The 14,028-nt window shown below is 74.4% G+C and carries 14 protein-coding genes and 1 riboswitch; of the genes, 4 read left to right on the top strand and 10 right to left on the bottom strand.

Translation table 11 applies throughout. The features are described 5' to 3' along the window. From AB0G32_RS39550 to AB0G32_RS39535, 4 genes are all read right to left on the bottom strand, one after another. Window positions 1–905, bottom strand: a 905-nt coding sequence (locus AB0G32_RS39550; RefSeq protein ID WP_361175615.1) for an energy-coupling factor transporter transmembrane component T, incomplete at its 3' end; no start/stop codon positions are given. Further along, window positions 895–1,560, bottom strand: a complete 666-nt coding sequence (locus AB0G32_RS39545) for an SCO2322 family protein (protein ID WP_361175612.1) — start codon at window positions 1,558–1,560, stop codon at window positions 895–897. The genes AB0G32_RS39545 and AB0G32_RS39550, both read right to left, overlap by 11 nt. Beyond that, window positions 1,557–2,750: a prenyltransferase/squalene oxidase repeat-containing protein gene (locus AB0G32_RS39540; protein WP_361175609.1), complete on the bottom strand. Its 1,194-nt coding sequence runs from the start codon at window positions 2,748–2,750 to the stop codon at window positions 1,557–1,559. The genes AB0G32_RS39545 and AB0G32_RS39540 overlap by 4 nt, the downstream gene beginning before the upstream one ends. Before the next feature lie 114 nt (window positions 2,751–2,864). Further along, window positions 2,865–2,994, bottom strand: a riboswitch (cobalamin riboswitch). Next, a complete protein-coding gene (locus tag AB0G32_RS39535) occupies window positions 2,985–3,617 on the bottom strand; it encodes a TetR family transcriptional regulator (RefSeq protein ID WP_361175618.1) in 633 nt (210 codons plus the stop codon). It overlaps the preceding riboswitch by 10 nt. 172 nt (window positions 3,618–3,789) lie before the next feature. Between AB0G32_RS39535 and AB0G32_RS39530 the strand changes: the two genes are divergently transcribed. From AB0G32_RS39530 to AB0G32_RS39520, 3 genes are read left to right on the top strand one after another with little or no spacing between them, the layout of a single operon-like run. Next, the gene (locus tag AB0G32_RS39530; RefSeq protein ID WP_361175606.1) at window positions 3,790–5,280 is read left to right on the top strand and encodes a glycosyltransferase family 4 protein; all 1,491 of its coding nucleotides are present in this window, start codon (window positions 3,790–3,792) and stop codon (window positions 5,278–5,280) included. Further along, window positions 5,274–6,008 carry a methyltransferase domain-containing protein gene (locus AB0G32_RS39525; RefSeq protein WP_361175603.1) on the top strand — a complete coding sequence of 245 codons (735 nt, stop codon included), beginning with the start codon at window positions 5,274–5,276 and terminating at the stop codon, window positions 6,006–6,008. The genes AB0G32_RS39530 and AB0G32_RS39525 overlap by 7 nt, the downstream gene beginning before the upstream one ends. Continuing rightward, a complete protein-coding gene (locus AB0G32_RS39520) occupies window positions 6,005–7,075 on the top strand; it encodes a prenyltransferase (RefSeq protein WP_361175601.1) in 1,071 nt (356 codons plus the stop codon). Before AB0G32_RS39525 ends, AB0G32_RS39520 begins: the two co-directional genes overlap by 4 nt. 135 nt (window positions 7,076–7,210) lie before the next feature. On the opposite strand, the gene AB0G32_RS39515 is transcribed toward AB0G32_RS39520, so the two are convergent. The 6 genes from AB0G32_RS39515 to AB0G32_RS39490 all read right to left on the bottom strand — a co-directional run bounded on the left by AB0G32_RS39515 (window position 7,211) and on the right by AB0G32_RS39490 (window position 12,916). Further along, window positions 7,211–7,498, bottom strand: coding sequence for a hypothetical protein (locus AB0G32_RS39515; RefSeq protein ID WP_361175598.1), 288 nt, complete (start codon window positions 7,496–7,498; stop codon window positions 7,211–7,213). Between the two features lie 110 nt (window positions 7,499–7,608). Beyond that, window positions 7,609–8,493, bottom strand: a complete 885-nt coding sequence (locus tag AB0G32_RS39510; RefSeq protein ID WP_361175595.1) for a hypothetical protein — start codon at window positions 8,491–8,493, stop codon at window positions 7,609–7,611. 91 nt (window positions 8,494–8,584) lie between these two features. Next, window positions 8,585–9,517: an N-acetylmuramoyl-L-alanine amidase gene (locus AB0G32_RS39505; protein WP_361175592.1), complete on the bottom strand. Its 933-nt coding sequence runs from the start codon at window positions 9,515–9,517 to the stop codon at window positions 8,585–8,587. Window positions 9,518–9,527: 10 nt separating this feature from the next. Continuing rightward, window positions 9,528–10,190, bottom strand: a complete 663-nt coding sequence (locus tag AB0G32_RS39500) for a class I SAM-dependent methyltransferase (protein WP_361175589.1) — start codon at window positions 10,188–10,190, stop codon at window positions 9,528–9,530. Window positions 10,191–10,358: 168 nt separating this feature from the next. Then, window positions 10,359–12,098, bottom strand: coding sequence for an MFS transporter (locus tag AB0G32_RS39495; RefSeq protein WP_361175586.1), 1,740 nt, complete (start codon window positions 12,096–12,098; stop codon window positions 10,359–10,361). 152 nt (window positions 12,099–12,250) lie between these two features. Further along, complete coding sequence (locus AB0G32_RS39490) at window positions 12,251–12,916, bottom strand: response regulator transcription factor (RefSeq protein ID WP_361175583.1); 666 nt, start codon at window positions 12,914–12,916, stop codon at window positions 12,251–12,253. 193 nt (window positions 12,917–13,109) lie between these two features. On the opposite strand from AB0G32_RS39490, the gene AB0G32_RS39485 reads away from it, so the two are divergent. Further along, complete coding sequence (locus AB0G32_RS39485) at window positions 13,110–13,937, top strand: SAM-dependent methyltransferase (protein ID WP_361175580.1); 828 nt, start codon at window positions 13,110–13,112, stop codon at window positions 13,935–13,937. Window positions 13,938–14,028 lie beyond the last annotated feature (91 nt).

Here is a 14,028-nt window from a genome sequence, read left to right as displayed (position 1 = left end):
GACCCGGCGACCAGCCAGGCCCGCAGGTCCCAGCGGTCCGGGCGGTACCGGGTCCGCACCGACCGGCGGCCGCCCAGCCACAGCCCGCCCAGCGCGGCGGCCAGCCCGGCCAGCAGCACCGGCACCCCGTAGGTGCCGCCCGCCGCGGTCAGCAGCCCGTACGTCCCCGCGCAGACCCCGACCAGCCCGCCGAGCGTGAGCGCGGCGGTCACCCGGCGCACGGCGACCGGGACGCGGGCGGTGCGGCCGTACCCCCGGGAGTCCATCGCGGCGGCCAGCGCCACGGACCGCTCCAGGGCGCCTTCCAGCACCGGCAGGCCGACGTGCAGCAGACCCCGTACGCCCCGGTCGGGACGGCCGCGCAGCCGGCGGGCGGCGCGCAGCCGCTGGACGTCCGCGATCAGGTTCGGCGCGAAGGTGAGCGCGACGACCACGGCGACGCCCGCCTCGTACAGCGCGCCGGGCAGGGACTTGAGGAGCCGGGACGGGTTGGCCAGGGCGTTGGCGGCGCCCACGCAGATGAGGAGGGTGGCCAGTTTCAGACCGTCGTAGAGGGCGAAGACGAGTGCCTCGGCGGTGACCCGGCCGCCCAGCCGGATGCCCTGCGCCCAGTCGGGCAGCGGGACCTCGGGGAGCGTGCCGAGGACGTGGGTGCCGGGGATCGGGGAGCCCAGGGCGACGGTGAAGAGCAGCCGGATGAGCAGCACGGCCAGGGCGAGTCTGACGAAGGCGCCGTAGGAACGGGCCCAGGGGGCGGGCGGGCGGCGGGCCGTCACCACGTACCCGGAGACGGCCAGCAGCAGCCCGAGCAGCAGCGGGTTGGTGGTGCGGGTGGCGGCGGTGCCGAGGCCGAGCGCCCACAGCCACCAGGCGCCGGGATGCGTGGCGCCGTCCTCACTCGCCATCGCGGCGCCGCCTCGCCTGCCACACCGCCGCCGCGCCGAGCACCGCCACCAGGGCGCCGCCGGTGATCAGCCCGACCGACGGACCGCTGTCCTTCGCGGGGCGATCGGCGGCCGGCTGCCCGTCCGGCTCCTCGGCGGGCTGCTCGTCCGGTTGCCCGTCCGCGACCGCCTCCCCGCAGCCGGTCCGCGGGTAGCCCGCGATGGCGCACAGCAGCGCGTTGGTGTCGTAGCGCAGCGGCTTCGCGACCAAGGCCAGGGCGTCCGCGGTCGTCGCCGCGTCGTCGACCCGGGCGCAGGCCGTGCGGCGCTCGGGCGGGGTCTCGCCGGACGGCGCGTCGGCGGCCGTACCGAAGTCCAGCACCAGCGCCACCCGCTTGCTGCCCTCCCGGGCGGGCGTCTGCGCGCAGATCGCCGCGAACTCCGCCGTACCGCGCGGCCGGGTCGCGTCCCCCGAGTCCTCGCTCACCGCGAACCGGAACCCCTGGACGTCGCCGTCGTCGGGGCGGGCGGTGGACGGACCCTGGGTGGCGTACGTCCAATGGCCGCCGGCACGGTCCCAGAACGACCAGTACCGGTACCCGGCGGCCTGTGCCGGCCCCGCGCCGACGGCGAGCAGCAGCGCGGCCAGGGCCGGCAGGGCGGCCCGGCGGATCACGGCTGCCGCTTCCGGTTGCTGATCAGGAAGCCGATGCCGACGCCGACGACCGCGAAGACGCCGACGTACCACCAGGTGCCGAAGGGGGAGTCGCTCTCCGCTGCCGGCTTCTCGTCCGCCTCGGTGTCCTGCTTCTCGGGGCTCGGCCCGGTCGCGTTCAGCGCCGTGACCAGGTCGGTGCCGCCGAAGTCGGCCGGGTCGGCGCCCGCCGCGCGCGCGGCCAGGATCAGCTGGGCGTAGCCGGCCGGACCGCTCTGCTTCGCCCAGTCCCCGGCGTGCCGTTCCAGCCAGGCCAGTGGCTTCGCCGCCCGCTCGGCGCCGCCCTGCGCGGCCAGCGCGAGCACGGCGTCGGCGGTGTTGCCGTAGTCCGGCTGGTCCTCGGACCCGGCCAGCGCGGACGTCAGGTGCCCGTCCTTCGCGACGGCGCCCGCGAGGTAGGCGGCTCCGTTGGCGGCGGCCTGTGCCGGGCTGTCGGCGGCGGCGCACTCGGCGGCGCCCGCCGCCTGGCCGGCCTCGGCGGTCAGGCCCTTGCCGAGCGCGCCGAGCACTCCGGCGGCGGTGGCGTCCGCGTTGGCGGTGAGCTTGCCGTCCTGGTCCGGCTGGAAGGCGAAGGCGCCGCCGTCCTTGGCGCAGGGGAGGGCGAAGGTGAGCAGCGCGTCGTAGGGCGACCGGCCGTTCTTGACGACCTCGGCGGGATCGCCGCCGGTGGCGGTGAGCGCGCCGATGACGACGGAGGTCGAGTTGGCGTCGCTGGCGCCACCGGGGGAGTAGCCCCAGCCGCCGTCCTTGTTCTGCACGGACTTCAGCCAGGTCACGGCGGAGTCCACGGCGTCGCCGTGGCCGCCGAGCGCGGCGAGCGCCTGGACGGCGGCGGCCGTGTTGTTGGTGTCGACCGGGGTCTTGGCGGTGCAGTCGGCGGCCGGATCGGCACGGTAGGGCGCGAAGGCGCCGTCCGCGCACTGCTGCCCGGTGAGCCAGGCCACGGCCGACGGCGCCGGGGTGAGGTCCTGGGTGTCCTGCGCGAGCAGCGCGAGGGACTGCCGCCAGACCCCGTCGTAGGTCGGGTCGGCGGTGCCGAACAGCCCCTGCGGGAGGGCGGGGGAGGGGCCGGCGGCCACCGCGGGAACGGCGGCGGCGCCGACCACGGCTATGGCGGCCAGCGCCACGGCGCTGCGGCGACGGACGTTCATGAGCGGCGGGTGCCTTTCCCTGTGCGGGGACGGGCGGCACGGGGCACCCCCGGGCGGCTCGGCCCCGTATGCCTCGACGGTGCCCGCGCCTCGGCGGGTGCCGGGCACGTGAGCCGGTCACGGTCCCGTCCGGGCGATCCGGCTGCACTCTCTGGCTTGGAGAGTTCACGGTTGCGGGTCAGCGCCGGAATCGCACCGGCTTTCCCCGTACGGGCGTGATACGACCTGGCTACTTTACCCGGATGTGTGACGGGCGTCAGGAACGGGTGTCAGGTCGATCAGCCGGCACGCCGTCTCGATGTCGGCCCGCACCTGGGCGATGGTCGCCCGGCCGGACAGCCAGGTGATCAGGGCCGAGTGCCAGGTGTGCTCGATGACCCGGACCGCCGCGAGCTGGCGGGGCGTCGGCTCCGCGGTCCCCATCGCGGCCAGGATGATCGCCGTGGTCTGCCGGGAGACCCGGTCGACCTCGGCCGACACGCTCCGGTCGGCGAAGATCAGCGCCCGGACCATCGCGTCGGCCAGCTGCGGATCGCGTTGCAGCGCGCGGAAGGCCCGCATCAGGGTCCGGGTCACCCGCTCGCCGGCCGTCGCCCCGGCCGGCGGCCGCCCGCACAGCGTGCCGTGCAGATGCTCCAACTGGTCCTGCATGGTGGCGACCAGCAGATGCACCTTGGAGGGGAAGTACCGGTACAGCGTGCCCAGCGCCACCCGCGAGACCTCGGCGACCTCGCGCATCTGCACCGCGTCGAACCCGCCCCGCCCGGCCAGTTGGGCGCTCGCGGTCAGGATGCGGCGGCGGCGCTCCTCCTGCCGTTCGGTGCGGGCGGGCGCGGCCGGCCTGTGCCCGCCGGTCGCGGTGGCCACCTTGCTCACCTCGCTCACCTCGGCCTCCGTGGCGTGAATCACCTGATCCACTGGTCGCAGCATTCTTACTTGCGGGTAGATTCGGAGCCTCTGAACGATCAAGTCTGAAACTTGTTCTAGATTACCGTCCCGGCGTAGTCTCGCGGGACCGTGCGGGCAGAAGGGGACCGGAGTGACCGCTGAGGGCAGTCGGACGGAGCCCCGTCAGGACGAGCGACCGCTGCGCATCGCGCTCCTCACCTACAAGGGCAACCCGTTCTGCGGCGGCCAGGGCGTCTACGTCCGCCACCTCTCCCGCGAACTGGCCCGGCTCGGCCACAGCGTCGAGGTCATCGGCGCCCAGCCGTACCCGGTGCTCGACGCGGGCCTGCCGGGGCTCTCCCTCACCGAGTTGCCCAGCCTCGACCTCTACCGCCAGCCCGACCCGTTCCGCACCCCGGGGCGCGACGAGTACCGGGACTGGATCGACGCCCTGGAAGTCGGCACGATGTGGACCGGCGGCTTCCCGGAACCGCTGACGTTCTCGCTGCGCGCCCGCCGCCATCTGCGCGCCCGGCGCGGCGACTTCGACGTCGTGCACGACAACCAGACGCTCGGCTACGGGCTGTTGGGCGACGTCGGCGCCCCGCTCGTCACCACCGTCCACCACCCCATCACCGTGGACCGGCGGCTCGAACTCGACGCGGCGGGCAGCCGGCGGCGCCGGTACTCGGTGCGCCGCTGGTACGCGTTCACCCGCATGCAGAAGCGCGTCGCCCGCCGGCTGCCGTCCGTGCTCACCGTCTCCGGCTCCTCCCGGCAGGAGATCGTCGACCATCTCGGCGTACGGCCCGACCGGGTGCACGTCGTGCACATCGGCGCCGACACCGACCTGTTCTCGCCCGACCCGGCGGTGCCGAAGGTGCCGGGGCGGATCGTCACCACCTCCAGCGCGGACGTGCCGCTCAAGGGCCTGGTCTTCCTCGTCGAGGCGCTGGCCAAGACCCGCACCGAGCATCCCGACGCCCACCTCGTCGTGGTGGGGAAACGTCCCGCCGAGGGGCCGGTGGCGCAGGCGGTGGAACGGTACGGACTCGAAGGCGCCGTCGAGTTCGTCAAGGGGATCTCCGACGCCGAACTGGTCGACCTGGTGCGTTCGGCCGAGGTGGCGTGCGTGCCGTCGCTGTACGAGGGGTTCTCGCTGCCCGCCGCCGAGGCGATGGCCACCGGCACGCCGCTGCTGGCCACCACCGGCGGGGCCATCCCGGAGGTGGCCGGACCCGACGGCGAGACATGCCTGGCGGTGCGGCCCGGCGACGCGGGCGCGCTGGCGGCCGGCCTGAACCGGCTGCTCGGCGACCCGGAGCTGCGCGCCCGGCTCGGCGCGGCCGGCCGCGACCGGGTCCTGGACCGCTTCACCTGGGCCCGCGCGGCGCAGGGCACGGTGGCCCGGTACCGCGAGGCCATCGCTCGGTCCAGCGGGCCCCGGGCGGTCCAGGGCTCCGGTACGCCCGGCCGCGGGACGGTCCAGGGCTCCGGTACGCCCGGCCGCGGGACGGTTCAGGACCCCGGTACGCCCGGCCGCGCGACGGTCCAAGACCCCGGTACGCCCGGCCGCCCAGCCGCCCCCGACCCGGGCCGCCCGGCGGCCCCGGAAGAACACGAAAGCAGGACCACGTGCTGACCGTCGACTTCTCCCGGTTCCCGCTCGCCCCGGGCGACCGTGTCCTGGACCTCGGCTGCGGCGCCGGCCGGCACGCCTTCGAGTGCTACCGGCGCGGCGCGCGGGTCGTCGCCCTGGACCAGAACGGCGACGAGATCCGCGAGGTGGCCAAGTGGTTCGCGGCGATGGCGGAGGCCGGCGAGGCCCCCGAGGGCGCCACCGCCACCGCGATGGAGGGCGACGCGCTGGCCCTGCCGTTCCCCGACGAGTCCTTCGACGTCGTCATCATCTCCGAGGTGATGGAGCACATCCCCGACGACAAGGGCGTGCTCGCCGAGATGGTCCGGGTGCTCAGGCCCGGCGGCCGGATCGCCGTCACCGTGCCGCGCTACGGCCCCGAGAAGGTCTGCTGGGCCCTGTCCGACGCCTACCACGAGGTCGAGGGCGGCCACATCCGCATCTACCGCGCCGACGAACTCCTCGGCAAGATCCGCGAGGCCGGCCTCAAGCCCTACGGCACCCACCACGCGCACGCGCTGCACTCGCCGTACTGGTGGCTGAAGTGCGCGTTCGGCGTCGACAACGACAAGGCGCTGCCGGTGCAGGCGTACCACAAGCTGCTGGTCTGGGACATCATGAAGAAGCCGCTGGCCACCCGGGTCGCGGAGCAGGCGCTGAACCCGCTGATCGGCAAGAGCTTCGTGGCGTACGCGACCAAGCCGCACCTGCCGCCGGTGGGCGCCGCGTGACGACGCCCCGGACGGAACACCTGATCCTGCCCGGGGTACTCACCGCCGAGGAGGCCGCCATCACCGTGCGCGGCATCCTCGCCGTCCAGCGCGCGGACGGCGCGATCCCCTGGTTCCGCGGCCACCACCTCGATCCCTGGGACCACGTCGAGGCCGCGATGGCGCTGGACGCGGCCGGTGAGCACGAGGCCGCCGAGCGGGCCTACGCCTGGCTGGCCCGGCACCAGAACCCGGACGGCTCCTGGTACGCCGCCTACGCCGACGGCGACGCCGCCGAGGTCACCGACCGGGGCCGGGAGTCCAACTTCGTCGCCTACGTGGCGGTCGGCGTCTGGCACCACCACCTCTCCACCGGCGACGACGCGTTCCTGGACCGGATGTGGCCCACCGTGTACGCGGCGGTGGAATGGGTGCTGCGGCTCCAGCGGCCCGGCGGCCAGATCGGCTGGCGGCGCGCCGACGACGGCACCGGGGCCACGGACGCGCTGCTGACCGGCAGTTCCTCCGTGCACCACGCGCTGCGCTGCGCGCTGGCCGTCGCCGAGCAGCGCGAGGAGCCGCAGCCCGACTGGGAACTGGCGGCCGGCGCACTGCGGCACGCGATCCGCCGGCACCCCGAGCGGTTCCTCGACAAGGACCGCTACTCGATGGACTGGTACTACCCGGTCCTCGGCGGCGCGCTCACCGGCGCCGAGGCCGCGGCCCGCATCGAAGCGGGCTGGGACCGCTTCGTCGTCCCCGGCCTCGGGGTGCGCTGCGTCGTGCCCAACCCCTGGGTCACCGGCGGCGAGTCGGCCGAACTCGCCCTCGCCCTGTGGGCGATCGGCGAGTCCGACCGGGCCCTGTCGGTCCTCCAGTCCATCCAGCACCTGCGGGACGCGGAGTCCGGCCTGTACTGGACCGGGTACGTCTTCGAGGACGCCGCGATCTGGCCGCGCGAGCTGACCACCTGGACGGCCGGCTCCCTGCTGCTCGCCGTCGCCGCGCTCGGCGGCCACGAGGCGACCTGCCAGGTCTTCGGCGGCGACCGCCTGCCGCGCGGTCTGGACCCGGACTGCTGCGCCTGACCGGGCGCCCGGCTCAGTGCCGGTGCAGCCGGTTGGCCACGGCGTGGCCGTTGAACAGGCACTCTGGGGGGCACCCCCAGCCCTCCAGGTCGCGCGACCGGTGCGCGGCGGCGGGGTGAGGGCCGGGAGCCCGGCTCAGTGTCGGTGCAGCCGGTTGGCCACGGCGTGGCCGATGAACAGGTACACGATGGCGGCGAGCCCGTAACCGGCCACCACCCGTGCCCATGCCTCGTCGAAGGTGAACAGGTCGCGCGACCAGCCTGCCAGCCAGGCGGCCGCGTCATGGATGAACTGGACCAGGTCGTTGGCCCGGTTCGCGTCCAGCAGATACATCAGAATCCACAGTCCGAGGATGACGGCCATGATGTCCGCGATCACCGCGACGGCCGTCCCGGCGGAGTTGGAACCACGATAGCGAGACATGCCTACCGTCTGGCCCCGCAAGTTTGTTTGAAACCCGCGCCGTCCGGCCGGAGTTGACGGCACACGCCGACGGCCCCCCACCCGAAGGTGAGGGGCCGTAGGACGAGCACTCAGCCGCGCTGGATGCCCGAGGTGTCCTGGAGCACGCCGCGGCGGCCGTCCTGCGTCTGGGCGACCAGACCGGGACCGCGCTGCTCGACCGCCAGGTACCAGGTGCCCGGCGCCAGCTCCGCGATCGGCGTCGGCGAGCCGTCCTCCGCGAACAGCGGCCGCGGCACCGGCACCGCGAACCAGAACGGCGCGAAGTCCCCGGCCGGCTGCGGCTGCGGCTGGGCCTGCGTGGGCTGCGGCTGGGCCTGCTGAGCCTGCTGGGGCTGCGGCTGACCCGCACCCGGGTAGGGCGCCCCCGGACCCGGCTGACCCGGCTGACCCGGCTGCCCCGGACCCGGCTGCCCGCCGTACGGCTGCTGCTGGGCGCCCGGGTAGCCGTACCCGCCCTGCGGCTGACCGCCGTACGGCTGCGGCTGGGCCGGACGCGGCGCCGGCAGCAGTGCGCCCTTGAGCGCCGGCATCAGCGGCGTGGCGATCGCGGCGGCGGCCATGACGACCGTGGCGACCAGGGCGAGGATCAGCCCGGTGCCCGCGCCGATGCCCTCCCCGCCGCCGTCGTTGTCGAACGCGCCGGCCGGGTCGAACACGTTGCCCAGCGCGCACCAGGCGGCGAACACCGTGAAGGCGACGCCGAACTGGCCGAGGTCCAGCCCGGCGACCTTGCGGGGCTGCGGCAGGGTGCGGGCCACGACGACGAGTGCGGCGCCGATGACGCCCGCGAGGACTACCCCGAGCACGATCGGCCCGCTGCCCCACAGACTGGGAATTTCGGCGCTGTCCGGAGCGCCTTCGATCGAGTAGATGTCGAGGAACGACGCGATCAACAGCAACACCGCTGCCACGATCACCACGCCGTCGCCTCGAGTGAGGGAGCGGATATTCACTTCAGGTCCTTCTCGGGTCGTCGTCTCGTCGTCAACGGACGACACTATCCTCCGCACGTTCGCACTGTCCGCCGGGATACGGGCCTGATCGCTACCCGCGCAGGAAACTCACGATTCCCTCAGAGATCCCCTGCGCCGCCTTCTGCCGCCAGGCGCCGCTGGTCAGCAGTTCCTCGTCCGCGGCGTCGCGCATGTTGCCGCACTCCAGGAACACCTTGGGGACCTTCGACAGGTTGAGACCGCCCAGGTCGGTGCGGGTCACCAGGCCGGTGCCGTCGCCGAGGTAATTGGCCGGCGCGGTGCCCGTCCGCCGTCCGAAGCCGTCCGCGACCCGCTCGCCGAGGTCGGCGGACGGGGCGACGACGGCCCGGGTGTCGGCGGCGCCCTGGTGCACGGCGCCCGGCAGGATCACGTGGTAGCCGCGGTGTCCGGCCGCCGAACCGTCGGCGTGGATCGAGATCGCCGCGTCCGCGCCCGCCTCGTTGCCGATCCGGGCCCGCTCGTCCACGCAGGGCCCGTACTCCCGGTCGCCGTCCTGCGTCAGTTTCACCGTGGCCCCCTGCGCCCGCAGCAGGTCGCGCAGCCGGTGCGCCACGTCCAGGGTGAAGTCGGCCTCGGCGTAGCCGTCGTCGGTGGCGGTGCCGGTGGTGTCGCACTCCTTCCAGTTGGTGCCGATGTCCACCTTGCGGTTGATCTCGGTCGGGTGCTGGAAGTTGGCCGGGTTGTGGCCGGGGTCGATGACGACGACCTTGCCCTTCAGGGCGGCGGGCGCGGCCGGTTCCGTGGCCGCCGGGTCCTTGGCGTCGTCGCTCGGGGCGGCCGAGCCGGCGGCCGGGCGGGTGGCCGTGGCGGGGGATGCCGCCCGGTCGTCGCCACCGCCGGGCGCGCCGACCGCCGCGTACACCCCCCACCCGAGCAGCGCGCCCGGCACGAGCGCGGCCAGTGCCACGGTCAGCGGCCGGCGCAGCGGCGAACGGCGGGACGGGGGGCGGTGCGGATCGAACTCCGGGCCTGTGTACGACACGTTCGCGACTCTAACGCCGCCCCCGGCTCCCCGCCTCCGTTCGCCGCAGCACGCGCAGCGAGCCGGTCGCCGAGACCTCGGTGAACGCGCCGGACGCGAGCGCCCTGAGCCAGATCCGGTACGGGGCCTGGCCGGTGAACTCGTCCGCCGGGTCCGGGAAGACGTCGTGGATGACGAGCAGCCCGCCTTCGGCCAACCGGGGGGCCCAGCCCTCGTAGTCGGCGCTCGCGTGCTCGTCGGTATGGCCGCCGTCGATGAAGACGAGGGCGAGCGGGGAGCGCCAGAGCGCGGCGATCCGCGGGGACCGGCCGACCAGCGCGATCACGTGCTCCTCCAGGCCCGCCCGGTACAGGGTGCGGCGGAAGGCCGGGAGGGTGTCCATCACGCCCAGCTCGGGGTCGACGGTCTCCGGGTCGTGGTAGTCCCAGCCGGGCTGCTGCTCCTCGCTGCCGCGGTGGTGGTCGACGGTGACGGCGGTGGTCCCGGCCGCGCGGGCCGCGTCGGCGAGCAGCAGGGTGGAGCGTCCGCAGTAGGTGCCGACCTCCAGCAGCGGCAGCCCGAGCCGGGCCGCGTCCACGGCCGCCGCGTACAGCGCCAGCCCCTCGTCGAGGGGCATGAAGCCCTTCGCGGCCTCGAAAGCCTTCAGGACGGCGGGTTCGGGTGCCGCGGCCATGCGGGTCCTTCCGGTGGTGGTACGGGAGTGACGTCCCGGTGGTGGTACGAGGGTGACGTCCCGGTGGTGGTACGGCGGTGATGTCCCGTTGGTACGGGGTGACGTCGCCCCATGCTGCCGCACCCCCGGCCGCGGCGGGCGACAGGGGGTGCGGTGTGCGCCGGTGGCTCAGGCGGAGACCGTCTCGCCCGGCAGGGCCAGGTCCAGATCGACCGGGTGGCCGGTGCCGGTGTGGGTCGCCGAGTGGGCGAGCGGGCCGTGTCCGGCGGCGCGGGCGGCCAGGACGTACGGGCCGCCGGCCGGCACGGCGAGCGTGTAGCTGCCGTCGGACCCGGACAGCGCCGAGCCCGCCTGCCGTCCGTGCCGGTCGATCAGCGTGACCTTGGCACGGGCCACGGGCGCGCCGTCGGCGGCCAGCACCCGGCCCCGGAAGCCGCGCAGTACTTCCTCGGCGCGGGCGAGGTTGGCGTCCTCCGCGCTGCTCGCGCGCAGCTGGGTGTGGCCGGCGGGGCGGCGCCGGGGCAGGAAGAACGCGAACACCAGACCGGCGGCGACCGCGGCGGTCGCGATCAGGAACGAGACGCGGAAGCCGTGCATGGTGGGCACGGCGACGCCGCCGACGTCGTTGGCGGTGTTGGCCAGCACCATGCCGATGACGGCGCTGGACACCGACGTACCGATGGACCGCATCAGGGTGTTCAGGCCGTTGGCCGCGCCGGTCTCCGACGCCGGGACCGCGCCGATGATCAGCGCGGGCAGCGAGGAGTAGGCGAGGCCGATACCGGCGCCGAGCAGCACCGAGGTGACGATGGTCTGCCAGGCGGCGCTCATCAGGCCGAGCCCGCCGCCGTAGCCGACCGCTATGACGACCAGGCCCATGATCAGGGTGGTGCGGGGGCCGTAGCGGGCCGACAGACGGGCGTACACCGGGGCCGTGAACATCATGGTCAGGCCGAGCGGCGCCACGCACAGGCCGGCCACCACCATCGACTGGCCCAGGCCGTAGCCGGTGGCGGCGGGCAGCTGGAGGAGCTGGGGCAGCACCAGGGAGACGACGTAGAAGCTGACGCCGACCATGATCGAGGCGAGGTTGGTGAGCAGCACCTCGCGGCGGGCGGTGGTGCGCAGGTCCACCAGGGGCGCCTTGACGCGCAGTTCCATCAGGCCCCACAGCAGCAGCACGACGACGGCGGCGGCGAACAGGCCGAGGGTGGTGGGCGACGACCAGCCCCAGTCGCTGCCCTTGGTGATGGGCAGCAGGAAGAGGACCAGGCCGACGGTGAGGCCGAGGGCGCCGGGGAGGTCGAAGGTGCCCTTGGCGCGCAGCGGGGACTCCGGTACGACGGTCAGGGTCAGGGCGATGGACAGCACACCGAGGCCGGCGGCGCCGTAGAACAGGGCGTGCCAGTCGGCGTGCTGCGCCACCAGGGCGGCGGCGGGCAGCGCGAGGCCGCCGCCGACGCCGATCGAGGAGCTCATCAGCGCCATCGCCGAGCCGAGCCGCTCGCGCGGCAGCATGTCGCGCATCAGGCCGATGCCGAGGGGTATCGCGCCCATCGCGAAGCCCTGGAGGGTACGGCCGACGATCATCGGGAGCAGGGCGTCGGTGAACGCGCTGACCAGCGCGCCGACCACCATCACGGACAGGCTGAGGATCAGCATCCGCCGCTTGCCGTAGAGGTCGCCGAGGCGGCCCATGATCGGAGTGGCGACGGCTCCGGACAGCAGGGTGGAGGTCAGGACCCAGGTGGCGTTGCTGGGCGTGGTTTCCAGGAGTTGGGGCAGGTCCTTGATGACCGGGACGAGCAGGGTCTGCATCACCGCGACGACGATGCCCGCGAAGGCGAGGACCGGGACGGTGGCCCCGGTCGCCCTCCTGGTGGGTTCGTCGGTCGTCGTGTGGCTCATTGAGTGCGGTCCTCCGGGACGGGTGCGAGCAGGTGAGTGCGTGGGCGTGCGGGATGTGTGTATGCCCAACTCCGTATGCCGAAGCACCTATTCCGTTGCTTCGGGTCCCTAAGTAATTCTTTACCTGCTCTTTAGGGCCGCCCTTGCCCGCTTCAGAGCCATCCCTGGTGGCGGGCCTCGCGCAGGGCTTCCGTCCGGTTGCGGGTGCCGGTCTTGCCGATGGCGGCGGAGAGGTAGTTGCGGACCGTGGACTCGGACAGGTGCAGCGCGGCGGCGACGTCGGCGACGGTGGCGCCGTCCGCGGAGGCGGCCAGCACGTCGCACTCGCGGGGGGTCAGCGGGCTCGGGCCCGCGCCGAGCGCGGCGGCGGCCAGCGCCGGGTCGACGACGGTCTGGCCGGCCAGGACGCGGCGGATCGCGCCGGCGAGCTCCTCGACGGGGCCGTCCTTGACGAGGAAACCGGCGGCGCCGGCCTCCATCGCGCGCCGCAGGTAGCCGGGCCGGCCGAAGGTGGTGAGGATCAGCACCCGGCACTCGGGAGCCCGTTCGCGCAGCTCGGCGGCGGCGTCCAGGCCGCTGCGGCCGGGCAGCTCGATGTCGAGCAGGGCGACGTGCGGGCGGTGCGCGAGGACCGCCTCGACGATGGCGTCACCGGCGGCCACCTGCGCGACCACCTCGAGGTCCGCCTCCATGCCGAGCAGCAGCGCGAGCGCGCCGCGCATCATGTTCTGGTCCTCGGCGAGCAGGACCCGCACGGGTCCCTGTTCCGGTCCTCGCACGGGCTCCTGCGGACTGTGCTCCTGCGGCGTTCGGGCCATGCGCCCAGATTACGGGCGGACCCAGATTACGGGCGGACCCAGATTACGGGCGGACCCCGATTACGGGCGGACCCCCGAGGCGGACGCGTACGCGATCGGCCCGCGCCGGAACCTCCGCCCGCCAACTCCCGCCCCGCGCACAGCGATACATTCACTCCCGCCGGTATCCACCCCTTGAAGCGGCGAGGCGGTCATGACGCACGACACCCACGGGACCCCCGAGACCCACGGGCCACGGATCAGGATCGACACCTCCCGGCCGCACCCGGCCCGGATGTACGACTACTACCTGGGCGGCAAGGACAACTACCCGGTCGACGCGGAAGCCGCCGAACGCGTCCTGCGAGGACTCCCGCACGGCCGCGGCCCCGCCCTGGCCAACCGGGCGTTCATGCACCGCGCAGTCCGCTTCCTGGCCGAGGAGGCCGGCGTACGGCAGTTCCTCGACATCGGCACCGGCATCCCCACCAGCCCCAACCTGCACGAGGTGGCACAGCGCACCGCCCCCGCGGCCCGAGTGGTCTACGTCGACAACGACCCGATCGTCCTCGCCCACGCCCAGGCCCTGCTGCGCAGCGCCCCCGAGGGCTCCACCGACTACGTGCAGGCCGACGCCCGCGACCCCGGCGCCATCATCGAGGCGGCGGCCCGCACCCTGGACCTGTCCCGGCCGGTCGGACTGTCCCTGATCGCCCTGCTGCACTTCCTGCCCGACGACGCCGCCCACGACACGGTCGGCCATCTCCTCGCGGCCCTCGCCCCCGGCAGCCACCTGGTGCTGTCCCACACCACCGCCGACTTCGACCCGGACAGCACCGCCCGCGCGCTCCAGGTCTACCGGGACCGCGGTGTCTTCCTCACCGTCCGCAGCCACGCCGAGATCAGCCGGTTCTTCACCGGCCTCGAACTGGTCGACCCGGGTCTGGTCCCCGGCGCCCGGTGGCGGCCCGACCCCGCCCCGGCCCAGCCCGCCACCGCCGCCACGGACCTGTTCTACGCGGGCATCGCCCGCAAGCCCTGAGCCGGCGCCCGTTCGCCGAGGCTCGCGGCGGGCGGCGGGCGGCGGGCGGCGGGCGGCGGGCGGCAGGTGGCAGGCGGCAGGCGGCGGCGAC

This window comes from Streptomyces sp. NPDC023723 (assembly GCF_040639815.1).
In the GTDB taxonomy this organism is placed as follows: domain Bacteria; phylum Actinomycetota; class Actinomycetes; order Streptomycetales; family Streptomycetaceae; genus Streptomyces.
Note: the sequence above shows the minus strand (reverse complement) of the source record. Positions and strands in the feature narration are given on the sequence as shown.